This window comes from Mesorhizobium sp. P2_C5_2, assembly GCF_056404535.1.
In genome coordinates, this window is sequence record NZ_JBFUDV010000010.1 from 69,142 (window position 1) to 91,642 (window position 22,501).

25 protein-coding genes and 1 riboswitch are annotated in these 22,501 nt (G+C 63.4%); of the genes, 14 read left to right on the forward strand and 11 right to left on the reverse strand.

All coding sequences use genetic code 11. From position 1 onward, the window contains the following. The first annotated feature begins 5 nt into the window (after nt 1-5). The 5 genes from cobT (at nt 6) to AC1D1B_RS28860 (ending at nt 5,353) form a co-directional block, all read left to right on the forward strand. Nucleotides 6-1,904 (forward strand): cobaltochelatase subunit CobT, encoded by a 1,899-nt coding sequence (gene cobT / locus AC1D1B_RS28840; protein ID WP_477336586.1) that lies wholly within the window; start codon nt 6-8, stop codon nt 1,902-1,904. Next, a complete protein-coding gene (locus AC1D1B_RS28845; protein WP_477336588.1) occupies nt 1,901-2,926 on the forward strand; it encodes an esterase-like activity of phytase family protein in 1,026 nt (341 codons plus the stop codon). The genes cobT and AC1D1B_RS28845 overlap by 4 nt, the downstream gene beginning before the upstream one ends. 457 nt (nt 2,927-3,383) lie before the next feature. Beyond that, complete coding sequence (locus tag AC1D1B_RS28850) at nt 3,384-4,478, forward strand: hypothetical protein (RefSeq protein ID WP_477336590.1); 1,095 nt, start codon at nt 3,384-3,386, stop codon at nt 4,476-4,478. Nucleotides 4,479-4,508: 30 nt separating this feature from the next. After that, a complete protein-coding gene (locus tag AC1D1B_RS28855) occupies nt 4,509-4,880 on the forward strand; it encodes an ArsR/SmtB family transcription factor (RefSeq protein ID WP_477263113.1) in 372 nt (123 codons plus the stop codon). Next, entirely contained in the window at nt 4,877-5,353 is a 477-nt protein-coding gene (locus AC1D1B_RS28860; protein ID WP_477336592.1) for an SRPBCC family protein, read from the forward strand. Before AC1D1B_RS28855 ends, AC1D1B_RS28860 begins: the two co-directional genes overlap by 4 nt. Nucleotides 5,354-5,412: 59 nt before the next feature. Here the strand turns inward: AC1D1B_RS28860 and AC1D1B_RS28865 are convergent, their stop codons facing one another. The 3 genes from AC1D1B_RS28865 to rpmB all read right to left on the reverse strand — a co-directional run bounded on the left by AC1D1B_RS28865 (nt 5,413) and on the right by rpmB (nt 7,251). Continuing rightward, on the reverse strand, nt 5,413-6,087 hold the full coding sequence (locus AC1D1B_RS28865) for a hypothetical protein (RefSeq protein WP_477336594.1): 675 nt from the start codon (nt 6,085-6,087) through the stop codon (nt 5,413-5,415). A 65-nt stretch (nt 6,088-6,152) separates the two neighbouring features. Continuing rightward, entirely contained in the window at nt 6,153-6,833 is a 681-nt protein-coding gene (locus AC1D1B_RS28870; protein WP_477336595.1) for a queuosine precursor transporter, read from the reverse strand. Between the two features lie 121 nt (nt 6,834-6,954). Then, nucleotides 6,955-7,251: a 50S ribosomal protein L28 gene (rpmB, locus tag AC1D1B_RS28875; protein ID WP_023670682.1), complete on the reverse strand. Its 297-nt coding sequence runs from the start codon at nt 7,249-7,251 to the stop codon at nt 6,955-6,957. A 262-nt stretch (nt 7,252-7,513) separates the two neighbouring features. Between rpmB and AC1D1B_RS28880 the strand changes: the two genes are divergently transcribed. From AC1D1B_RS28880 to AC1D1B_RS28890, 3 genes are read left to right on the forward strand one after another with little or no spacing between them, the layout of a single operon-like run. After that, nucleotides 7,514-8,314 carry a DUF3108 domain-containing protein gene (locus AC1D1B_RS28880; RefSeq protein ID WP_477336597.1) on the forward strand — a complete coding sequence of 267 codons (801 nt, stop codon included), beginning with the start codon at nt 7,514-7,516 and terminating at the stop codon, nt 8,312-8,314. Between the two features lie 29 nt (nt 8,315-8,343). Beyond that, entirely contained in the window at nt 8,344-9,231 is an 888-nt protein-coding gene (gene yddG, locus AC1D1B_RS28885; protein WP_477336599.1) for an aromatic amino acid exporter YddG, read from the forward strand. Continuing rightward, the gene (locus AC1D1B_RS28890) at nt 9,228-9,902 is read left to right on the forward strand and encodes a lysoplasmalogenase (RefSeq protein ID WP_477336601.1); all 675 of its coding nucleotides are present in this window, start codon (nt 9,228-9,230) and stop codon (nt 9,900-9,902) included. Before yddG ends, AC1D1B_RS28890 begins: the two co-directional genes overlap by 4 nt. Here the strand turns inward: AC1D1B_RS28890 and AC1D1B_RS28895 are convergent. Continuing rightward, a complete protein-coding gene (locus tag AC1D1B_RS28895) occupies nt 9,899-10,318 on the reverse strand; it encodes a cupin domain-containing protein (RefSeq protein ID WP_477336603.1) in 420 nt (139 codons plus the stop codon). The two genes, AC1D1B_RS28890 and AC1D1B_RS28895, sit on opposite strands and share 4 nt — an antisense overlap. A gap of 20 nt (nt 10,319-10,338) precedes the next feature. Further along, the gene (gene gloB, locus AC1D1B_RS28900) at nt 10,339-11,106 is read right to left on the reverse strand and encodes a hydroxyacylglutathione hydrolase (protein ID WP_477336605.1); all 768 of its coding nucleotides are present in this window, start codon (nt 11,104-11,106) and stop codon (nt 10,339-10,341) included. Nucleotides 11,107-11,238: 132 nt separating this feature from the next. On the opposite strand from gloB, the gene AC1D1B_RS28905 reads away from it, so the two are divergent. From AC1D1B_RS28905 to AC1D1B_RS28915, 3 genes are all read left to right on the forward strand, one after another. Next, a complete protein-coding gene (locus tag AC1D1B_RS28905) occupies nt 11,239-12,021 on the forward strand; it encodes a class I SAM-dependent methyltransferase (protein WP_477336780.1) in 783 nt (260 codons plus the stop codon). A gap of 137 nt (nt 12,022-12,158) precedes the next feature. Continuing rightward, nucleotides 12,159-13,982 (forward strand): ABC transporter ATP-binding protein/permease, encoded by a 1,824-nt coding sequence (locus tag AC1D1B_RS28910; RefSeq protein ID WP_477336607.1) that lies wholly within the window; start codon nt 12,159-12,161, stop codon nt 13,980-13,982. A 64-nt stretch (nt 13,983-14,046) separates the two neighbouring features. Beyond that, nucleotides 14,047-14,841, forward strand: coding sequence for a DUF1194 domain-containing protein (locus tag AC1D1B_RS28915; RefSeq protein ID WP_477336609.1), 795 nt, complete (start codon nt 14,047-14,049; stop codon nt 14,839-14,841). A gap of 52 nt (nt 14,842-14,893) precedes the next feature. On the opposite strand, the gene AC1D1B_RS28920 is transcribed toward AC1D1B_RS28915, so the two are convergent. From AC1D1B_RS28920 to AC1D1B_RS28930, 3 genes are read right to left on the reverse strand one after another with little or no spacing between them, the layout of a single operon-like run. Beyond that, nucleotides 14,894-15,829, reverse strand: a complete 936-nt coding sequence (locus tag AC1D1B_RS28920) for a glycosyltransferase family 2 protein (protein WP_181061838.1) — start codon at nt 15,827-15,829, stop codon at nt 14,894-14,896. 1 nt (nt 15,830) lies between these two features. Then, a complete protein-coding gene (locus AC1D1B_RS28925; protein WP_477336611.1) occupies nt 15,831-16,052 on the reverse strand; it encodes a hypothetical protein in 222 nt (73 codons plus the stop codon). Continuing rightward, entirely contained in the window at nt 16,046-16,825 is a 780-nt protein-coding gene (locus AC1D1B_RS28930; RefSeq protein WP_477336613.1) for a glycosyltransferase, read from the reverse strand. Before AC1D1B_RS28930 ends, AC1D1B_RS28925 begins: the two co-directional genes overlap by 7 nt. A gap of 282 nt (nt 16,826-17,107) precedes the next feature. Here AC1D1B_RS28930 and AC1D1B_RS28935 point away from each other — a divergent pair, with 282 nt between their 5' ends. Then, complete coding sequence (locus tag AC1D1B_RS28935; protein ID WP_477336615.1) at nt 17,108-17,428, forward strand: DUF1330 domain-containing protein; 321 nt, start codon at nt 17,108-17,110, stop codon at nt 17,426-17,428. 8 nt (nt 17,429-17,436) lie between these two features. Here the strand turns inward: AC1D1B_RS28935 and metW are convergent, their stop codons facing one another. Together metW and metX are read right to left on the reverse strand one after the other, a co-directional pair. Beyond that, nucleotides 17,437-18,051, reverse strand: coding sequence for a methionine biosynthesis protein MetW (metW, locus tag AC1D1B_RS28940; protein WP_112562220.1), 615 nt, complete (start codon nt 18,049-18,051; stop codon nt 17,437-17,439). Next, nucleotides 18,048-19,217, reverse strand: a complete 1,170-nt coding sequence (gene metX, locus AC1D1B_RS28945) for a homoserine O-acetyltransferase MetX (RefSeq protein WP_477336617.1) — start codon at nt 19,215-19,217, stop codon at nt 18,048-18,050. Before metX ends, metW begins: the two co-directional genes overlap by 4 nt. Nucleotides 19,218-19,277: 60 nt before the next feature. Further along, nucleotides 19,278-19,355, reverse strand: a riboswitch (SAM riboswitch). Between the two features lie 128 nt (nt 19,356-19,483). Here metX and hisC point away from each other — a divergent pair. After that, complete coding sequence (hisC, locus tag AC1D1B_RS28950) at nt 19,484-20,593, forward strand: histidinol-phosphate transaminase (RefSeq protein WP_477336619.1); 1,110 nt, start codon at nt 19,484-19,486, stop codon at nt 20,591-20,593. A 4-nt stretch (nt 20,594-20,597) separates the two neighbouring features. After that, a complete protein-coding gene (locus tag AC1D1B_RS28955) occupies nt 20,598-21,533 on the forward strand; it encodes a prephenate/arogenate dehydrogenase family protein (RefSeq protein WP_477336621.1) in 936 nt (311 codons plus the stop codon). A 9-nt stretch (nt 21,534-21,542) separates the two neighbouring features. On the opposite strand, the gene AC1D1B_RS28960 is transcribed toward AC1D1B_RS28955, so the two are convergent. Continuing rightward, nucleotides 21,543-22,478, reverse strand: coding sequence for a sugar kinase (locus tag AC1D1B_RS28960; RefSeq protein WP_477336623.1), 936 nt, complete (start codon nt 22,476-22,478; stop codon nt 21,543-21,545). Between the last annotated feature and the right edge of the window lie 23 nt (nt 22,479-22,501).

The following is a 22,501-nucleotide window of genomic DNA, read 5'->3' on the forward strand; positions in this document are numbered from 1 at the left end:
CCTCGATGGCGGGTCCGGGCGACAACACGCGCAACAAGTCGAAGACGGGGTCTGAAGCCGACAGCTTCAAGCGCGCCGTCACCGTCTGCATGCGCGCCATTGCCGGCGACAAGGAACTCGAAGTCGGTTTCGCCAAGGACAGGCCGGCACTCGCCGGCAGCCGGGCCCGGCTGCCGGAACTGCCGAAGAAAGCCTCGAAAGAGGATATCGCCATTACCCGCGGCCTCGGCGATTCCATGGCGCTGAAGCGCGCCTGCCACGATCAGCGCATCCACACCAAGCTGGCGCCGGAAGGCAAGCTGGCGCGTTCGATCTACGACGCCGTCGAACAGGCCCGCGTCGAGGCGATCGGCAGCCGCGCCATGCAGGGTGTCGCCGACAATATCGGCTCGATGCTGGAGGACAAATACGCCAAGGCCAACCTCGTCGACGTCAAGGACAAGGCCGACGCGCCGATCGAGGAAGCCCTCGCCTTGATGGTGCGCGAGAAGCTGACCGGACGTCCGATCCCGAAGAGCGGTGAGCGGCTGGTCGAACTCTGGCGCCCCTGGGTCGAGGAGAAGGCCAAGGCAGACCTCGACGGACTGTCGGCCAAGCTCGGCGACCAGCAGGCCTTCGCCCGCGTCGTGCGCGATATGCTGGCGTCCATGGAGATGGCCGAGGAACTCGGCGACGACCAGGAAACCGAAGACTCCGAGGACAATGACGAGAACCAGCCGCAAGGTGAGGAGCAGAGCGAGGAGGGCGGCGAAGACGATTCCGGCTCCGAGCAGTCGCAATCCGAGGATGCCGAGGCGTCGGCTGACGACGAACAGTCGTCCGAGACGGAGGCGTCCGACGCCACCGCCGACGACCTCTCCGACGATGACGATGCGGACGCCGAGACGCCCGGTGAAGCCCGCCGCAACGACAATCCCTTCACCAATCTGCCGAAGGAAATCGACTACAAGATCTTCACCACCGCCTTCGACGAGACGGTTGGTGCGGAGGAGCTGTGCGAGGAAGAAGAACTCGACCGGCTGCGCGCCTTCCTCGACAAGCAGCTGGCCAATCTTTCCGGCGTCGTCGGGCGGCTCGCCAATCGGCTGCAACGGCGCCTGATGGCGCAGCAGAACCGCTCCTGGGATTTCGACCTCGAAGAGGGCTATCTCGATCCGGCCCGGCTGGTGCGTGTCGTCATCGACCCGATGCAGCCGCTGTCGTTCAAGCAGGAGCGCGACACCAAATTCCGCGACACGGTGGTGACGCTGGTGCTCGACAATTCGGGCTCGATGCGCGGCCGGCCGATCACGGTGGCCGCCACCTGCGCCGACATATTGGCGCGCACGCTGGAACGCTGCGGCGTCTCGGTCGAAATTCTCGGCTTCACAACGCGGGCGTGGAAGGGTGGCCAGGCGCGCGAAAAGTGGCTCAAGGACGGCAAGCCGCCAAACCCCGGCCGGCTCAACGATCTGCGCCACATCATCTACAAATCCGCCGACCATCCTTGGCGGCGGGCGCGGCGCAATCTCGGCTTGATGATGCGCGAGGGCCTGCTCAAGGAAAACATCGACGGCGAGGCGCTGCTGTGGGCGCACAACCGGCTGATCGCCCGGCCCGAACAGCGCAAGATCTTGATGATGATCTCGGACGGCGCCCCGGTCGACGATTCGACGCTGTCGGTCAACCCAGGCAATTATCTCGAGCGGCATCTGCGCGCTGTCATCGAACTGATCGAGACGCGCTCGCCGGTCGAGCTTCTGGCCATTGGCATCGGCCACGATGTCACTCGCTACTACCGACGCGCCGTCACCATTGTCGATGCCGAGGAACTGGCCGGCGCCATGACCGAGCAGCTGGCCTCGCTGTTTGCCGAGGAAAACGCGCGCGACACGCGCCGCGGCGGCTATCGGCGCGCCGGATGATCTTCTTGCGCGGCGGCTTCGGGCAGACGCTTTTCGCCGCCACTGCCTTGTTCGGCATGGCTTTGGCACCGGCCATCGCCGCCGGTCCAAGCTCGGTCGAGCCGGTTGAAGTCTCGGCACGGCCGATCGGCGCCTTCCATATCGGCAGCGCCGACAAACAGTTCGGCTCGCTGGAATTCGTCGGCGGTCTTGAGATGACCTCGACGACGCGCGATTTCGGAGCGCTGTCGGCGCTTCGCTTCCTGAAACCCGGCGGTGATTTCATCGGCGTCGCCGATACCGGTTTCTGGTTCTTCGGCACGCTGACCCACGATGCCGACAAGCGGCCGTCCGGTATCCAGAATTTCCGCATGCAGCAGATGGTCGATGCATCGGGCCGGCCGATCGACAAGAAATGGGAGGTCGACGCCGAAGGCCTTGCGGTCAAGGATGGTATCGCCACCGTCGGCTTCGAGCGCGACCAGCGCGTCGCCCAGTTCAAGATCGACCCCGACAATATGAAGGCGCCGTTCAAGCAGCTGAACTTTCTGGTTCCGGCTCACGAGCTCCGGCAGAACCGCGGCTTCGAGACCGTTACCCACGCCAATCCTCACGGCCAGCACGCGGGCGGGCTGGTCGTGGTCTCGGAAAAGAGCCTCGACAAATCAGGCAACATCTATGCCGCCATCATCGAAGGGCCGCACAAGGGCGTCTTCACGGTCAAGCGCAATGGCGATTTCGACATCACCGACGGCGCCTTCCTGCCGGATGGCGACCTGCTGCTTTTGGAGCGCAGTTTTTCGATGGCTGGCGGGGTTAGGATGCGGCTCAGGCGCATCTATGGCGAAAGCGTCGAGAGGGGCGCTGTTGCCGACGGGCCGGTGCTGATGGAAGCCGACATGGGCTACCAGATCGACAATATGGAAGGGCTCGACGTCTGGACCCGCGATGACGGCGCGCTGATGGTGTCGCTGATCTCGGACGACAACCATTCGATCCTGCAGCGCAACCTCTACCTGGAATTCATCCTGCACGAGGATTGAGCCGACCGGATTTCGGCTTCCCGTTTGCACCATGCGGTTTGGTAACGCCGAATCGGCAAACTGCCGTGCAATCCCTGGTTTCAGTCGGCGACGCTTGTCTGGAACCGTGCAACCGGTTCCGGACCCATGATGAGCGTCTCATCCGTATCTCGACAGCAGGTGGCCCTGCAATTGCTGCTGAGAGGCGATTCCGGTGAAAAGCCGAAACCGATCGGCCTGCTGACCGATGGCCCAGCCTTCGCCGAGGCGACAGCGCGCAGAAAAGTGCGCTGGAGAGGATCATCAAGCTGTCGATGGAAGGGGCCTGGGCCAGCAATGGATTTCTGGTCGTGGTGCCCGTCAACGCAGAGTTCATCGAAAGCGGATCCGGCAACGACACGGTCAACATTACCTCGTCCGGCGATGACACCGCTCCAAACTACATCTCGCTCGGAGACGGAAACGATCGCTCAATCTGGTGGCCACAGAGGATGCCACATCAGACTACTGGCAGGGCAGCACAACGGCAGGCGCCATGGCGCTGAAGGCATCCGATGCCGTCAACCACGAAATCTCCGTCTTCGTGCCAGACGGTCGCGGCATCTTCGCCGGCGCCGGCAATGATGTCGTCAACATTGCTGCCGGACGGGATGTCTATAGCGTCTCGGCCGGCGAAGGCGACGACACGCTTACCGTTTCCGCGGGACGGGACATCTCAGGCATCTGGGGCGGCGACGGACGCGATGTGCTTACGCTTGCCGGTGGAATGAACATCGACAACATAACCGGGGACGCCGGCGACGACATCATCACCGTTGCGGCCGGCAATGAAGCGCGCAGTATTTCAGGCGGCCAGGGCCGCGACATCATCACTGTCGCCGGGCGAACGGTCGGTGACATTTCCCGCGGCCAAGGCTCTGACATCATCACTATCGCGAGCGGGCAAGCCGTCGTTGGCATCCGTGGGGACGATGGTGACGACGCCATCGCCATCGCGAAGGTCGATCGCGTCGAAGGTGGTCGCGGCGACGATACGATCAGGATCAATGCACGCACAGCCGACGCGATTTCGGGCGGGTTGGGCGACGACAGGATCGATCTTACCGGCACCGGCAAGGCCAAGCTGTTCTTCGATCGCGGCGACGGCAAGGACGTCGTCCGCGTTGCCGGAGAGACAACGATCGTCTTCGCCGAGCGTTCGATCGACGACGCCGACATCAGCTATGGCGACGGCAAGATCACCATCTCCTTTGCCGACACGGGCGACTCCGTGACGCTGGATTACAGCGCGGCGACGTTGAAAGGATCCACGCCCGAATTGAGCTTCGAGGACACAGACCATGTCGATGTCCGTCGCGAAGCGCCGCATGGCTGGAATGCTTCCACCCTGTACCGGTATTTCGACGCTCACGGCGTGGAGGTAAGGCGCATCCGCTTTTTCACTGCCGACCGCCTTGCTGCGGCAGTTGCGATCCTTACGATTGGCCTTTTCGTTTGTCCCTCGCTTTCAATCCTGCCTGGCTTGAGCCGGTCGATCGCGTCACTTCGTGAAAATACTTTAGTCGCGGCTTGACAATTTTCTTACGCCGGAATACTCAAGTCCATGCTTAACTATTCCGAGATCGACAGCATCCTGCGAGCTCTTGTCGAGCCGACACGCCGCCAGATCCTGGAAAGACTAAGCCGCGGACCGGCGACCGTCAGCCAGCTGGCGGAGCCGTTCGGCATGACCTTTGCCGCCGTGCTGCAGCATTTGCAGGCGCTGGAAGCCTGTGGGCTGATCCGCAGTGAAAAGATCGGGCGGGTGCGCACCTGCCGGATCGAGCCGGGCGGGCTCGCTCCGCTCGCCGACTGGATCGCGGAACGCCGCATTCCGGCGGAACGCCACCTTGACCGCCTTGGCCAGATCCTGGCCGAGACGGACCCCAAAGACCAATCCCCCAAGAAAAATCAGGACAAGGACCAAGAGCAATGAACCAGATCGCCCCCGTAGAAGAGCACTCCGCCATCCACTCCACCTTCACCATCGAGCGGACCTATCCTCAATCGCCCGCCAAAGTCTTCCATGCCTTTGCCGACAAGGCGACGGTGCGGCGCTGGCGCGTCGAAGGCCACGGCTTCACCATCGCCGAGTTCAGCTTCGACTTCCGTGTCGGCGGCGCCGAGGTGTCGCGGTTCAGCTACGAGGGCGGCCCGGAGATCAAGCTCGACGCGCAGTTCCAGGACATTGTTCCCGACCAGCGCATCGTGTTTTCCTACCGGATGGCAGTCGGGCCGCAGCCAATGTCGGCGTCGCTGACCACCGTCGAGTTGTCGCCCTCCGGTGACGGCACCCGCCTGACCTTCACCGAACAGGGCGTGTTTTTCGATGGCGTCGATTCGGCGCAAGGCCGCGAAGAGGGCACGCGCGGACTGTTGGAAGCCCTTGCCGCCGAACTGTCGAGATAGGCTTCGCCATCGCTGGCGGGCGGGATCGGAGCGATCCGCCGCCGTCCCTTGCAAAGCGGCTACGGACGGTTGCTGGCAATCCAGATGACATGGCGGGCGCCGCGCTTGCCGTTGGCGCGCGTCTTCACCTCGTCCACGACAAAGCCCGCTTGCTTGAGCCTGCGCGTAAAGCCGCTGTCCGGCCCTTGCGACCAAACAGCCAGCACACCGCCCGGCTTCAGTGCGGCACGCGCCGCACCGAGGCCGGCGGCGCCATAGAGGGCATCGTTGCCCTTGTGGACGATGCCTTCGGGACCATTGTCGACATCAAGCAGGATGGCATCCCAGGCCGCCTTGTCGGATCTTATGATGTGCCCGACATCGGCTTCGCGGACGCTCACACGGGGATCGTCGAGGCAGCCGGCGAAAAGGGTAGCCATCGGGCCGCGTGCCCAGGCGACGACTGCGGGGACAAGCTCGGCGACAGTGACGCCTGCGTCGGCGCCAAGCTCGGCAAGGGCTGCACGCAGCGTAAATCCCATGCCGAGGCCGCCGATCAGGATTTTCGGTTGGCTGCGGCCGACGATCCTCTCGCAGGAAAGCTTTGCCAGCGCTTCCTCGGAGCCGCTGAGGCGGCTGTTCATCAGCTCGTTGGTGCCGAGCATGATCGAGAACTCATTGCCACGTTGCTTGAGGCGCAGTTCCTGGCCGCCGTCCGGCGTTTTAGCCGAGTCGAGCTGAACCCAGGGGATCACGGGCGGTCTCTTTGTGTGGCCATGATCTTTTCCGAAAACCGGAAACCACTTTTCAGGATCATGGCTTAAGCGGCCACGGCCGGCTGGCTCCAGCGGGTGGCGAGCAGCCGGTAGGGGATCAGTGCCACCACGGCGATGATCAGCTTCACCGAGAGGTCACCGAGCGCCCAGGATACCCAGCGCATGGTCTCGACCGGCAGCACGCCCATCAGCGGCGCCGTCTCCAGCGCGAAGCTGTCGTTCGGGCCGGCTAAGGCGAAAAGGGCGGAGAAGGCGACGCTGAAGAACACGACGGTGTCGAACACCGAGCCGACCAGCGTGCCGACGATCGGCGCCCGCCACCAGCTCTGCCTGCGCAGCCGGTTGAACACGGTGACGTCGAGCAATTGCGCGCAGAGGAACGCTGCACCGGAAGCCGCCGCAATACGCACCAGCCGGTCGGCTGCGGTCTCGAATTCGATCAGGCCGTGGCGAAACAGGAAGGGCGGGATGAGGATCGAGCAGACCACCGCCGTCATGAAGCCGACAAAGACGATGCGGCGCGCGACGGTCGGGCCGTAGCGGCGGTTGGCAAGGTCTGTGACCAGGAAGGAGAAGGGGTAGGTGAAGGCGCCCCAGGTCAGGATGTCGGCCAGCGACAGTCCGCCGACCTGGCCCTGCATCGGGAACTGCACGAGGATGTTCGATGCCACGACGACAAGCGCCATGGCGGCCACAAAGGGCAAATATCGCGAGAAGGAAGTCATTTTTTTATCCTGGGTAATGGAACCAGCCAGGCGCTATCCGCAGTCCGGATCGCGCTGCCTTATGATTTTGAGCATCGGATCGCTCCGATGCCCAAGGCGGTCGTCCCCCGCCTTAAAGTCTTTAAGCAGCGGGCTGGTCGGCCAGCTTCTTGGCGATCTGCTTCTTCAAGAGGCGCGCGCGCTGCGACAATTCCTTGGCGTCGGCCTTGGCCAGGAAGGCGTCGAGGCCACCGCGATGCTCGACCGAACGCAGCGCGTTGGCCGAAATGCGTAGGCGCACATTCTGGTTCAGCGCTTCCGAAATCAGCGTCACATTGACGAGGTTCGGCAGGAAGCGGCGCTTGGTCTTGTTGTTGGCGTGGCTCACATTGTTGCCGGTCTGGACTGCCTTGGCAGTGAGTTCGCAGGTACGGGACATGGTTCTAACCTTCAGTTCTTTCTAAGCCTGCCAAACCTTCGTTCCCGCGCCGGGTGGCGCGCGGTTTCGGTCAGGCGGCCTTATGGAAAAAGTTGGCGTTCCATAGTTGCATTTCGCCGAGGCGTCAAGCTCCGGCTTCCCCTGACATGCGGCGGCCTTTTCATATTAAGGCCGGAATTCAGCCTATAAGCGGTCGCATAGGGACATGCTAGGCCGGAGTTGCCCATCTGCGGCTTGGAAAATTCAAGGAACGATCCCCGCCATGCTTCGCTCGTCACATGCCGTTGTCGCCATGCTTGCCGCTGCCTTGCCAACCTCGACGCTTGCCGCCGCACCGGCAGCTACCGCACAGTCCTTCAAGGGCGAATATACGGTGTCGTTCCTCGGCCTTTCGGTGGCAAAGGCGAAATTTTCCAGCCATTATCAGGGCGATAGCTATTCCATCGACGGCACCGTCTCCAGCGCAGGCATCGCCACTTTGTTCGACGATACGAGCGGCACCATCTCGTCAAAGGGCAAGATCTTGGGCCAGCAGATGCAGCCGCAGGCGTTTCGCGCCGATTACAAGTCCGGCAAGAAGGCTTCCGTGGTCGACATCCGCTTTGCCAATGGCGCGGTTACCGCCACCCAGGTCATCCCCGAGCCAAAAAAGCGCAATCCCAAGACCTGGATACCGCTGGGCAGCAGCGACCTGGCGTCGGTGCTCGATCCAATGGCCGCCACCGTCATCCATGCCGACAGCCTCGACAAGGTCTGCGGACGCAAGGTGAAGTTCTATGATGGCGAGATGCGCGCCGACCTGACCCTGACCTACGCCTCGAAAGGCTCGATCTCGGTCAAGGGCTATAAGGGCGACACCGTCACCTGCAAGATGAGCTTCGAGCCGGTGGCAGGCTACCGAAAGGGCCGCAAGGCGCTGAATTACCTGAAGAACAAGAGCCAGATGATGGTGACGTTTGCACCGCTCGGCCAAACCGGCGTATATGCGCCGATCCACGCCACGGTCGGGACGCAGATCGGCACCTTGACCGTCAGCGCGGGGCGGTTCGAAGCTGTTGAATAGGCGTGCTTTGCGCGCTGCCGGAGATGGGCATGGCGCGCGCAACACTGATCGGTTTCTCGGCGGTTGCCATGTGGGCGCTGCTGGCGTTGCTCACCGACGCATCAGGCGCCGTGCCACCTTTTCTTTTGTCGGCCATCACCTTCACCATCGGCACGGCGGTCGGGCTGGTTGCCCGGCTGTTCATGCCGGCTACCGATAAAAGCCAGAAGATCCCGCGCCAAGTCTGGGTGATCGGCATTGCCGGCCTGTTCGGCTACCACTTTTTCTACTTCACCGCGTTGCGCAACGCGCCAGCGGTTGAAGCAAGCCTGATCGCCTATCTATGGCCGCTGCTGATCGTGCTCGGCTCGGCGCTGATGCCGGGCGAGAAGCTGGCCTGGAACCATGTCGTCGGCGCGCTGCTCGGGCTCGCCGGCACCGTTCTCATCGTCACCAAGGGCGGCGGTCTTGCCTTCGATGCGCGCTATACCTTTGGCTATGCGATGGCGGCGGTCTGCGCGCTGCTGTGGTCGTCCTATTCGCTGCTGTCGCGGCGCTTTCCGGCGGTGCCGACCTCGATCGTCACCTGGTTCTGTGCAGCCACGGCAGCGCTTTCCCTCGTCTGCCATCTCCTGCTGGAAAAGACGGTACTGCCCGACGGTCCCGGCCAGTGGCTGGCCGTGCTCGGTCTCGGGCTGATGCCGGTGGGTGCGGCCTTCTACGCCTGGGATATCGGCGTCAAGCGCGGCAACATCCAGGTGCTGGGCGCGGCAAGCTATGCGGCGCCGCTGCTGTCGACGCTGGTGCTGATCGCGGCCGGCGTCGCCGAGCCATCCCTGCGTATCCTTGCCGCCTGCGTGCTGATCACTGGCGGTGCGGCCCTGGCGGCGAAATCGCTGTTCCTGCGCAAGCCTGCAACGGGTGGAGCAAGCGCATGACGATGCCGTTTGCCGGCGGTATCGACGCCAACGCCAATGCGACATTGATTTTTTCGCTGGTGGCGGCGGTGATCTACGCCTTCATCCTGGACATGCGGCCCACACTTGCCCGCTCGGCGGCAAAGACGCTGGCCGTGGCCATGCTTGCCGTGCTCGCCTTCATGCAAGGAGGGCCGCTGTTGCTTGTCGCGGCACTTGCCCTCAGCGCCGTCGGCGACGCCTTCCTGTCGCGTGACGGCGAAAAGGCCTTCCTCGGTGGATTGGCCAGTTTCCTGGCGGCGCATATCCTCTATGTGCCGCTCTTCGTGCGCAGCGGCGGCGGGCTGGATGTGCTGGGCACCGAGACATGGCGCGGCGCCATCGCACTCGCCATGGCGGCTTTCGTGGTCGTTATGCTGGCGGCACTCTGGCGCCGTGTCGGCCCCGGCCTGCGCCTGCCGATCGCCGTCTATATCGCGGCCATTCTGGCCATGGGCATCTCGGCGCTGACGCTCGACAATCCGTGGGTCATCGGCGGCGCCGTTATGTTCATGGCATCGGACGGTCTGCTTGCCGCCGAGAAATTCCTGGTGCCGGCCATCGCACCCTATCGCGCCGGCATCCGCTACGCGGTCTGGGCGCTGTACTACGCCGCACAACTGGCCATTACGCTCGGTTTCTTGCTAGGTTAGGGCTCCCAGCCGGGTTCGGCCATCTCGAAGGCGGCGAAGTCGAAGCCCGGCGCCACGGTGCAGCCGACCAATGTCCATTCGCCGAGGCTGCGCGCCGATTGCCACCAGCCGGCCGGCACGACGATCTGCGGCCGCTCGCCCGCCGCAAGCTCAATGCCGAGCACCTGCTCGATCATCGCACTGCCTTCCTCGCACATGGACAGCGCCAGCGGCGCGCCGGCATGGAAATGCCAGACCTCGGCCGCGTCCTTGACCCGGTGCCATGCGGAAATCTGGTCCTGCTCCAGGAGAAAATAGATCGCTGTCGAATGACCACGCGCGCCGCCGGCGCCGTCGCGAAAGGTCTCGGCATACCAGCCGCCTTCCGGATGAGCCTTGAGGCCAAGCGTGGCGATGATTTCAGCGGCGCTGGTCATGGCTGTTCCCAGAACGATGCTCAGAAATTGTCCTTGCGCTTGCGGATTTCGGCGAACACGTCAGCATCGCTGGCCTTTTCCATGCCGAGATGCTTGCGGATCGCCGGGTCGTGCCAGCGCAGGAACGGATTGGTCGACAGTTCCTCGCCGATCGTGGTCGGCAGCGTCGCCTTGTTGTCGGCGCGCAGCGTCTCGATTTTCGCCGCCCGTTCCTTCAGCGCCGAATTGGTCGGGTCGACGGTCAGCGCGAAGCGGGCATTGGACAGCGTATATTCATGGCCGCAATAGATGACCGTGTCGGCCGGTAGTGCCGCCAGCTTCTTCAGCGAGTCATACATTACCGGCGGCTTGCATTCGAAAAGCCGGCCGCAGCCGAGCGCGAATAAGGTGTCGGCGGTGAAGGCGACTTTAGAGGCCGGCAGGTGATAAGAGACATGGCCGGCCGTGTGGCCAGGCGTGGCGATGACGTCGATCCGCTCGCCGCCGAGATGGACGACCGAGCCTTGGCCGACGGTCTCGTCGATGCCGGGGATTTTTTCCTTTTCCGCCTCCGGTCCGACGATGCGCAGCTTGAAACGCTCCTTCAGGGCCAGATTGGCCTCGACATGGTCGACATGGTGGTGGGTGGTCAGGATCATCGTCGGCTTCCAGCCGGTACGCTCGATCGCGGCCAGGATCGGCGCCTCCTCGGGCGCGTCGATGATGGCGGTCTCGCCGCTTTTGGGGTCATGCACCAGCACACCGAAATTGTCGCTGCGGCACATGAACTGTTCGATTTCGACCGGCATTTCATCTCTCCATCTGTCGCCGCAGACATAGGGCGCTTGGCCGCCGATGTCATCGGGCTTTGTTGAACTTAGCTCTTGTTGAGCTGGGCGCCTTTGTTGAACTTGCGCGGCATCGCAGCTACCGTCCCGCGCATGCATTCCGATATCGTCGACCTCCGTTCCTTCTACTCGACTACGCTCGGTCGCTTGGCCGAACGCTCGATCACCATGGCGCTGTCCTCGATATGGGCTGCCGTGCCCAACGAGCGGCTGGTCGGGCTTGGCTATACCTTGCCGTGGCTGGAGCGGTTCGGCACCGATGCCGAGCGGGTCTTTGCCTTCATGCCGGCCACGCAGGGCGCCGTGGTCTGGCCGGCGAGCGGGCCGACTTCGACGGCACTGGTCTTCGACGAGGAATTGCCGCTGGTCGATTCCTGCATCGACCGCATGCTGCTGGTGCATTCGCTCGAACATGTCGAAAACCCGCGCGAAACGCTGAACGAGATCTGGCGGGTGCTGTCGCCGGCGGGCCGCGTCGTCATCGTCGTGCCCAACCGGCGCGGTGTCTGGGCCCGGTTCGAGCACACGCCGTTCGGCAATGGCCGGCCGTTCTCGCGCGGCCAGCTCACCGAATTGCTGCGCGAGGCGAACTTCACGCCGGCCTCCTGGTCCGATGCGCTGTTCTTCCCGCCATCGCCGCGGCGCTTCATGATGCGGTTCCACAATGTGCTGGAGCGCGCCGGCCGACGGTTCTGGCCGATCTTTTCCGGTGTCATCGTGGTCGAGGCGCAGAAGCGGCTCTATCAGGGCGTGCCGGCCGCGCAGCGCGCCTCGCGCCGCGTCTTCGTGCCGGCGTTGTCGCCGCACGGCGCGACGCGGCTTGGCCGCCGGGCCGAAGGGATGACATCGACCGCGCGTCAGGTGACACCTTCGTGATCATGATGAAAACTGGTGTTGCGTGGGGTTCTCCCACCTATCTGTCGCAGATGCATTCGCGGTCCGTTTGAGCGGCGGATGCCTTCAAATCCCTCCATCCGGTTTCAGCACCGCTGTTGAACGCAAGGACCCAGGCCATGGCTGATCACCCGGACACCAACGCCGCCGCCCAGCCGGTAACGGTCGAAGCCAGCAGCCTGCGCGATCAGGTGGCGACCATCAAACGGGCGCTGGTCGGCTCGCCAGTGCGCAAATGGCTGGTCTGGACGTCAGTCGGCATCATGGCGGTCATCGTCGCAACGTCGATCGGCCAGGTTCTGCTCAACCGCTGGAACCAGCCCTTCTACGATGCGCTGGCGCGCCGTGACATGGGGGCCTTCCTGCATCAGCTGATGATCTTTGCAATGATCGCCGGCACGCTGCTGGTGCTCAACATCGCTCAGACCTGGCTCAACCAGATGATCCGGCTGAAATTGCGCGAGGCGCTGACGCTCGACCTGATCGACCAATGGATGCGGCCGGCAAGGGCCTTCCGGCTCGCCAATGCCGGCGCCATCGGCGTCAATCCCGACCAGCGCATGCAGCAGGATGCCGCGCACCTGTCCGACCTGTCGACGGACCTCGGCGTCGGACTGCTGCAATCCTTCATCCTGCTGGTGTCCTTCGTCGGCGTGCTGTGGCAATTGTCGTCAGGCTTCGTCTTCCACATCAATGGCTGGTCGCTGGCGATACCGGGCTACATGGTCTGGGCCGCGTTTCTCTATGCCGGCATCGCCTCCTGGCTGAGCTGGCTGGTCGGGCGGCCGCTGATCCGTCTCAACAGCGACCGCTACACGCGTGAAGCCGAGCTGCGTTCCTCGATGGTGCGCGTCAACGAGAATGTCGATGCCATTGCGCTCTACCATGGCGAAGCCGATGCCAGGCGCCGGCTCGAAATGGACCTCGGCACGGTGCTGGGCGCCATGCGGCGCATCTACACCGCGCAGATCAACCTGTCCTGGGTCACCGACACCTATGGCTGGATAACCGTGGTGGCGCCCATCCTGGTCGCATCGCCGGTCTATTTCTCGGGCGATATAAGCTTTGGCGGGTTGATGATGGCGGTCGGCGCCTTCAACCAGGTGCATTCATCCCTGCGCTGGTTCATCAACAATATTGGCGGCATCGCCGACTGGCGCGCGACGCTGATGCGCGTCGCCGACTTCCGCATCGCGCTCGACGAAACCGATGTGCTGCACGACAAGGAAAGGCGCATCGAGTTCGGCGACAACGCCAATGGCAGCCTAACCTTCGAGAAGCTTGAAGTGGCCTCGCCGGAAGGCTGCACCAAGCTTTCCGACCAACATGTCGAAATCCATCCCGGCGAACGCGTCATGATCACCGGCGAGCCGGGCGCCGGCAAGACGCTGTTCTTCCGCGCCATTGCAGGCCTGTGGCCATGGGGCAGCGGGAAAATCGGCCTGCCGGCTGGAGAAACCCTCATCTTCGTGCCGCGTGTCCCGTATTTGCCGGCCGGCACGTTGCGAGAGGTGCTCAATCACGCGAACGGGCATGCGCCCGCCAATGATGCCGACATTTCGGCCGTGCTGGCCGAGGTTGGTCTTGAACGGCTGTCATCGTCGCTCGACCGCGTGGGGCGCTGGGACCATGAGTTGGCCGATGACGAACAGCGCCTGCTGGGCGTGGCCAGGCTCGCGTTGCGGCAGCCGAAGTGGGTGATCATCGACGAAGCGATGGATGCGTTCGACGGACCCTCGCTGAGGCGCGTGCTGGCGATGCTGGAAAAGCATCTGAAGGGAGCCGCGATCATCAATATCGGGCGCGGCCAGTACAACACTCAGTTCTTTCCGCGCGGCCTGACGATCGTGAAGGATTCCGGTGCGCCGGCGCTGAAGCCCGCTCGCGTCAGGGCCGGCGCCATCGACCCGCCGCCGAGAGGGGCTCGCCCGCGAAAGAAGTAGCCACGGCTTTATTTCGCCGCGATCGCGGCGAAGATTTGCGGATCGAAACATCCGTGGTGCGGCCATGCTGGATGCGCTCAGCCTGCTTGCCTGCCTTGCCTGCACCACGCCCGTGGCTGCCCCGGCCAACAGCGTTGCCGTCGATGTCGAACTGGTGCTGGCCGTCGACATCTCGCAGTCGATGGACGAGAGGGAGTTCGCCTTGCAGCGCGCCGGCTATGTAGAGGCGCTCAGGCATCCCGATTTCATCAAGGCGGTGCGCTCGGGCACGACCGGCCGCATCGCGCTTGCCTATTTCGAATGGGCAGGCGTCGTGCGCGAGGATGGCGTCATCGCCTGGCAGGTCATCGACAGCCAAGAGAGCGCCAACGCCTTCGCCGACAGAATAGCCGCGCGGCCGTTCCGCAGCTTTCGCGGCACCTCGATTTCCGGCGCGCTTGCCTTCGGCGCCGGACTGTTCGAGGGCACCGGGTTCGATGCGCCACGCAGCGTCATCGATATTTCCGGTGACGGTCCCAACAATACCGGGTTGCCGGTCGCCACGACACGCGATGCCGCGGTGGCCAAGGGCATCGTCATCAACGGCCTGCCGATCTTGATCAGCCCGTCGCCGACCTTCAGTCATCTCGACCAATACTATGACGACTGCGTCACCGGCGGGCCCGGCTCCTTCGTGCTGCCGATCTACGCGGCCTCCGAATTCGCCACCGCCATACGCCGCAAGCTGATCCTGGAGGTGAGCAGCATTGCCGATGCGACCATGGTCCCGATCGATGCGGCCGCACCGATGGATTGCCTGCAGGGCGAACGCGACCGGCGGTTTTATTCCGATCCGTATTTCCCGGAACTCGACAAATGAGGTTTTGAGGCATTTCCGGAGGGAAAGCAGCCGTGCGGCTTCCCGGGAAGTTTCAGGCCGGCCGGGCACCGTATTTGTCGCGAAATTCGGCGTAGAGATCGCGGCGCCAGCGCCGGCCTCCGACATAGCCGCGCAACAGTTGCGGCACCGAATAGCCGAGCGCCTTCGACGATCGGTTGGCGATATAGCCGGAGAAGGCCTGCGAAACCCTGCCCTTGAGCGCGTCGGCGATGATCTGCCGGGCGATCATGTAGGGCGGAATGTCGGGATAGCGGTCGGCGATGTAAGGGTGCTTGTCAATCAAACTGGCATAGGCTTCGACATAGCCGTCGCGCTGCCCGGAGATCGAATTCTCCGAATTGTACTTTTTCCAGTCGATCACTTCGGACAGTTGCGCGCCGCTGCGACGGGCAAAGCGCAGCAGCAATTCGCGATCCTGCATGCGCGTGACGTCGCTGTCGTAACCGCCGATGGCCAGCAGCGACTCGCGCCGGGCAGTGATTGCCGAGCCTGCAATGAAGATCGTTTGCGCGACGAGGGCCCGCTCTAGTGTGTCGCGGCTCAGAAACGCCTCGCGATTGACGCAGTTGGTGCGGCGATTGCCCTTCAGCGACACAAACGAGCTGATCAGCACTTCGAGCGAGGTATTGTTGTCGAATCGCTGCAGCGTCCGCTCCAGCCGGTCGGGCAAATAGACATCGTCTGAATCGAGAAACGCCACCACCGGCGCCCGCGCCCGCTCGATACCGGCATTGCGGGCGGCATTGGCGCCGCGCCATTTCGAACCGACATAGATCAGCCGCGGGTCACGGATTTCGGCAAGTGCCGCGGCCGTGCCGTCGGTCGAGCCGTCATCGACGACAATGTGTTCGAATCGGGTAAAATTCTGCGCCAGAACGCTTTCGACGGCGCGCACGACCTTGCTGCGCCGGTTGTGCGTGGGCGTGATCACCGAGATAAGGGGCTCGATATCCAAGGTCTTGGCCATTTCAGCTATGACCCACATAAAGAGGCACATGTTCCGGTTCATCCCGGATCAGACCAAGCGCCATGGCCATCTGGGAAACAAAAACCAGAGTGCAAAAGACCAACCCGACGATCAGGGCAAACGGAATCTGCCAGATTGGCATTCCGAGTGGTGCCGCATGCGCAACGACGCGCTGGCTCAATCGCCAGGATGTTGAAAACCAGTGCCTTGTCGCCTTCAGCATGCGCCTGCCTTGCGATGATGATTCCAGCGCCACATATTTGCGGTCCGCGTCGCGCCCGGTAACCAGGGCACGCCAGAAGAAAAAGCGCCAGCCGCGGGGGCATAATGGCTGGCCCGAGCATCGACCCTGACAAAGTCATACCCGCTTTCTCGTAACTGGCTCGTCAGCAATGTGCAAGAAACCTTGAAACCGTTGCTGGTAGGGTAGGGGTGGTTGGCTAACCAGATTCTACGAAAAGCGCAATTGTTGGCGTTCATTGCCCGCTTTGAAGCGAAACGCTGGTCACCCTCGCGCAGGGGGAAGAACCACAGAAGGGCAAAGGTCCGCGAGGCGAAATCGTCACAGTCGAGATAGGTGTAGCCACTCACGGCAGTCTTCGCCGGGTCCCCCAACGGTTTGAGCAGCGCCGACAGCCAGCCTTTCTCTACAACCGTATCCGAATCGGTGAAAATGACGACGTCGCCCGTTGCACACTGGGCGCCCTTGTTTTTGACCTCATAGTATCGGCCGCCGGTGCAGGCGCCGAAGACCAGGTTTGCTACCGTGCCAAGTCGCGGGACAAGTTCGCAGATACGCTGCTGGAGCAGCGGCGTATCGGTATTCTGCCCGCTGTGGACGATAATAAGCTCCGGTTTGGCGTACTGTTCGTCCGCCGTTGCCTCTTCGATCTCGCGCGCCAAAGCAGTGAATGCAACGCCAATCTCATCTTCGTTGATGGACTTGGCATTCTCCATTTCGACAACAATCGAATAGGTCGGATTTTTCCGTTCCATGCCCCGCTCAGTATCACCTGCGAGGCAACGCTACAAAGAACATGTTCCCATGTCATCACGCGATGCGAGCGGCGACCAGCCTGAAATGACGAATTTCGAGCCTCGCGCCCCAATGGCAACACCCTCGCAGGATCGGGAGCCGTGCGTTGGAGGGAGGATAGGCGTGCCACCTCGATGGCCGCGTTCCTATTACCTCAGGCGTAATCGACCGATGGCCATCGTCCCGGCAGATTGCGCCCACGAAGCCGGTCGTTCGGCTCCGTTTGAACAGGGAGTTCCGTCATGACCGCTTACGCCGTCGCCCATATGCGTCAAGTCACGATGGGACCGCAGATTGTCGAGTATCTGCAGAGGATCGACGCCACGCTGGAGCCGTTCGGCGGCCGCTTTCTAGTCCATGGCGGCGACCTGGACGTGATCGAGAACGAATGGCCCGGGCATCTGATCGTCATCGAGTTTCCGGACAGGGAAAATGCGCGCGGCTGGTATGATTCGCCTGCCTATCGGGAGATCCTGGCCTTGCGTACCGACAATTCCCAAGCCGATGTGGTCATCGCCGACGGGGTCAGGCACCCGCACAAGGCCACAGACGTGCTGGAATAGGGCAAACCCTAGCGCTTCAGCAAGAACACCGCCTGCTGGCCGAAGAAATTCCAGAACCACCATGGCATCGACAGGCCGATCTTCTGGCCGTTGCCGTCGAGCGCGGTGGCTTTCTCGACCGAGGCGCCGAGCTCCTCGACCAGGTTGACGAAGTCGCGGATGGTGCAGAAATGGATGTTGGGCGTGTCGTACCAGGAATAGGGCAGGTCCTCGGTCACCGGCATCCTTCCCTTGAAGAACAGCGACAGCCGCACCCGCCAATGGCCGAAATTGGGGAAGGAGACGATGGCGCGATTGCCGATCCTCAACAGTTCGTCGAGCACCAGCTTCGGGTTGCGGGTCGCCTGCAGGGTCTGTGACAGGACGACGAAGTCAAAACCCTTGTCGGGATAGAATTCGAGGTCGGTGTCGGCATCGCCCTGAATGACCGAGAGGCCGCGCGCCACGCATTCGTTGACGCCGCGCTGCGACAGTTCCAGTCCGCGGCCGTCGACCTGTTTGGTCTCCTGCAGCAATTCGAGCAGCAGGCCGTCGCCGGAGCCGACGTCGAGCACCCGCGAGAGCGGCGGGATGAGGCCGGCGACGACTTCGAGGTCGACGCGCTGGGCGCGGTTGACGCTCATGAGGCGAGCCCCCTGGCGCGAGCGGCCGAGCCGATGAAGCCGTTGATGGCGGCGAACAGTTCCGGCTCGTCGAGCAGGAAGGCGTCATGGCCGCGATCGGTGTCGATCTCGACGAAGGAGACGGATGCGCCGGCGGCGTTCAGCGCATGCACGATCGAGCGGCTCTCCTCGGTCGGGAACAGCCAGTCCGAGGTGAACGATACCAGGCAGAAGCGCGTCTTTGTGCCAGTAAATGCATCGGCCAGCCGGCCGCCGTGGTCGGCGGCAAGGTCGAAATAGTCCATCGAGCGGGTCATGTAGAGATAGGAGTTGGCGTCGAAGCGGTCGACGAAGGTCATGCCCTGATGGCGCAAATAGCTCTCGATCTGGAAGTCGGCGTCGAAACCGAAGGTCAGCGCGTCGCGGTCCTGCAGATTGCGGCCGAATTTTCGGTGCAGGGCGGCTTCCGACAGATAGGTGATGTGGGCCGCCATGCGCGCCACCGCCAGCCCTTTTTCAGGGCGCTTGCCGTGCTCGAAATATTTGCCGCCATGCCAGTCCGGGTCGGCCATGACAGCCTGACGGCCGACCTCATGGAAGGCGATGTTCTGCGAGGAATGGCGCGCGCCGGTGGCGATCGGCAAAGCCGAGAAGACGCGCTCGGAATAGCACGATGCCCATTCGAGCACCTGCATGCCACCCATCGAGCCGCCGAGCACGCAAAACAGCTTCTCGATGCCGAAATGGTCGACCAGCATCAGCTGCGCCCGCACCATGTCGCGGATGGTGATGATTGGCAGGTCGAGCCCGTAAGGCTTGCCGGTGGCGGGATTGGTCGAGGCCGGGCCGGTGGAGCCGAGACAGCCGCCGATGACGTTGGAGCAGATGACGAAGAAACGGTTGGTGTCGATGATCTTGCCAGGGCCGATCAGCACTTCCCACCAGCCGGGCTTGCCGGTCACCGGATTGGTGTTGGCGACATGCTGGTCGCCGGTCAGCGCGTGGCAGACCAGGATGGCGTTGGTGCGCGCGTCGTTCAGCGTGCCGTAGGTCTGGTAGGCGATCTGGAACGGCGACAAAAGCGTGCCGGCGTCGAGCTTGAGCGGCTTGTCAGGGCCGAAACGCAACACCGGGCTCGACGGGTTGTCGGCCTCGTTGTTGGTTTTTGCAGCGCGGAGCGCGGTCATGTGACTCTCCTTGCCCGCCGTCAGGCAATAAAAAACCGGCAATGCGATCGCAAAGCCGGTTACGTCACGCAAACGGCCCTTTAGCGAGTTGTTTAACGTGGCTGCAAGCCGACCGGCCAAATCACCACGGAACTGTTGCGTTCTTCTAGAACTCGCGCGGCCCGGCGTCAACGGCAAGCTATTGCCGCCGCCTCTCGACATTCGTGGCCACGGCTTGTATTTCCGCTGCGGCCTCCGGACGGAGGTATTCTCGACGGATTTGCGACATGGACAAGACAGCGGACAAGGCACGGCCAACGCCCCGCGCGGGCATCATGGACATCGACGCCTATGTGCCTGGCAAGAGCACCGCGCCGGCCGGCGTCGCCAAGGTCCATAAATTGTCGTCGAACGAGAACCCGCTCGGCCCGTCGCCGAAGGCGATCGAGGCCGCGCGTGAAGTGGCCAGCAAGCTCGATGTCTATCCCGATGGCACGGCCCGCCGGCTGCGCGAGGCGATCGCCGAAGTGCATGGCCTCAACCCGGCAAACATCATCTGCTCCAACGGCTCCGACGAGATTTTGGGCCTGCTGGCGCAAACCTATCTGGCGGCCGGCGACGAGGCCATCATCACCGAACACGCCTTCATGATCTACAAGATCTACATCCAGTCGGCCGGCGGCACACCGGTGACGGTCAAGGAGACCGACGAGCGCGCCGATGTCGACGTGATCCTCGCCGCGGTGACGCCGCGGACCAAGATCGTCTTCCTCGCCAATCCCAACAATCCGACCGGCACCTATTTGCCGTTCCAGGAGGTCCGCCGTTTGCATGCCGCCCTGCCGGGCAATGTGCTTCTGGTGCTCGATGCCGCCTATGCCGAATATGTCCGGCGCAACGATTATGAGGCCGGCATCGAGCTGGCGGGCAGCGCGCAGAACGTGGTCATGACCCGCACCTTCTCCAAGCTCGGCCTTGGCGGCGCGCGCATCGGCTGGATGTATGGCCCGCTGCACATCGTCGACGCCATCAATCGCATCCGTGGCCCTTTCAACGTCAACGCAACGGCGATCGAGGCCGGCATTGCCGCCATTCGTGACCGCGCCCATGTCGAGCGCAGTTCGTTGCACAACGAGACCTGGCTGACCTGGCTGAATGAACAGCTGACGAAGCTTGGGCTCAGGGTGACGCCCAGCGTCGGCAATTTCGTCCTCATCCACTTTCCGCAGGACAAGAAGCATTCGGCAGAGGCGGCGGACGATTATCTCACCCAGCGCGGCTACATATTGCGGCGCGTTACCGGCTATGGCTTTCCCAACGCGCTGCGCATGAGCGTCGGCACCGAAGAAGCCAATCGCGGCGTCATCGACGCCCTCACGACATTCCTGAAAAGCTGAAGCTATGACATCACCGATGTTCGAGAAAATCGCGCTGGTCGGCATCGGCCTGATCGGCTCGTCGCTGGCCCGTGTCATCCGCCGCGAGGGCCTGGCCCGCCATGTCGCCATCGCGACGCGCAGCCCGACCACGCTTGCGCGGGCGAAGGAGCTCGGTCTTGGCGAGAGCTACACCACCGACGCCAAGGAAGCCGTACGTGACGCCGACCTGATCATCGTTTCGGTGCCTGTGGGATCGTCGGGCGAGGTGGCGGAAGAGATCGCGCCGGCGCTGAAGAAGGGCGCCATCCTCACCGATGTCGGTTCGACCAAGGCCTCGGTGATCGCGCAAATGCAGCCCTATGTGCCTGACGGCGTGCATTTCATCCCGGGACATCCGTTGGCGGGAACCGAGAAGTCGGGCCCGGATGCCGGCTTCGCCGAGCTGTTCGAAAACCGCTGGTGCATCTTTACGCCGCTGCCGGGCACCGATCCGGCCGCGCTGGAAAAGCTCTCTGAGTTCTGGCGGCGCTGCGGCTCCAACATCGACACGATGGACCCGCAGCATCATGACATGACGCTGGCAATCGTCTCGCATCTGCCGCACATCATCGCCTACAACATCGTCGGCACCGCCGACGATCTGCAGTCGGTGACCAAGTCGGAAGTGATCAAATATTCGGCCTCGGGTTTCCGCGACTTCACCCGTCTCGCCGCTTCCGACCCGACCATGTGGCGCGACGTGTGCCTGCACAACAAGGACGCAATCCTCGAAATGCTGGCGCGCTTTTCGGAAGACCTCTCCTCGCTGCAGCGGGCGATCCGCTGGGGCGACGGCGACAAGCTGTTCGACCTCTTCACCCGCACCCGCGCCGTACGCCGTTCGATCATCGAGGCCGGCCAGGACATTGATGTGCCGGACTTCGGCCGCCAGGCCGTCGAGCATCCCAAAGGGAGCTGATATTCACGCTTAGCCTTGTTGGGATGTAGGCCAGGTCGCCGCGACCATGGCCATCGTCTCGGCCCGGTCGGGTGCGCCCAGCCGGCCGCCGAAGCGCTGGCATTTGAGCGCGGCGGCGGCGCTGGCGAAGCGCAAGGCTTGCTCGATGGGCATAGCTTCCGCGAGCCCGACGGCAAAGGCGCCGTGAAACACGTCGCCGGCGGCCAGCGTGTCGACCGCCTTGACCTTCGGCGCTGCGATGTGGCGAACGCCGCCGGCGGACCGATCATGCCACCAGCTCCCCGCGGCGCCACCGGTCACCGCGACGAAGGCGTCGGTGCGGCTGGCGAGGTCGGCACAGGCGGTTTCCGGATCCAGGGCGTGGCCGCAGACGATACGCGCGGCCGTCTCCGAAGCGACGATGTGCGACGCCAGCGGCAACAGACGCTCCAGCACTTCGAGCGGCGCGGTGTCGGCGTCGAGGATCGCCGGGCGACCGGCGTCGCGCGCGGCGGTCAAAGCAAGTGCGGCGGCACCAGGCCAGCGTACATCGACCAGCACGGCGTCGAAGGCGGCGAGGTCGGCGACGGGCAGCGCCTCGGGGTCGGCCTGCGCCTTCGGGTCATAGAAGGGCACGATGATGCGTTCGCCATGGGCGTCGACCAGGATCGACGCCAGCGCCGAGCGGGCGCCTGCGACGCGGCGGACAAAGCTGCAATCGACGCATTCGGCCTCGATGCCGGCCAGCAGCTGATCGCCGACGGCATCGTCACCCGCACTTGCCCACAGGAATACCTCGGCGCCGAGACGGCGTGCGGCGCAGGCCGCACTTGTCGCCATGCCCGCAGCGATCTGGACGCCGTCCGAGGCGATGAACTTGCCCTGATGCGTGGGCAAGGTTTCGACACGCAGGATCGTATCCAGCGTCAGCGCGCCAACGCTGAGCAGTTTTACTGGCCGGCTCATGTGTTGGCTTGCTTGAGCATGAT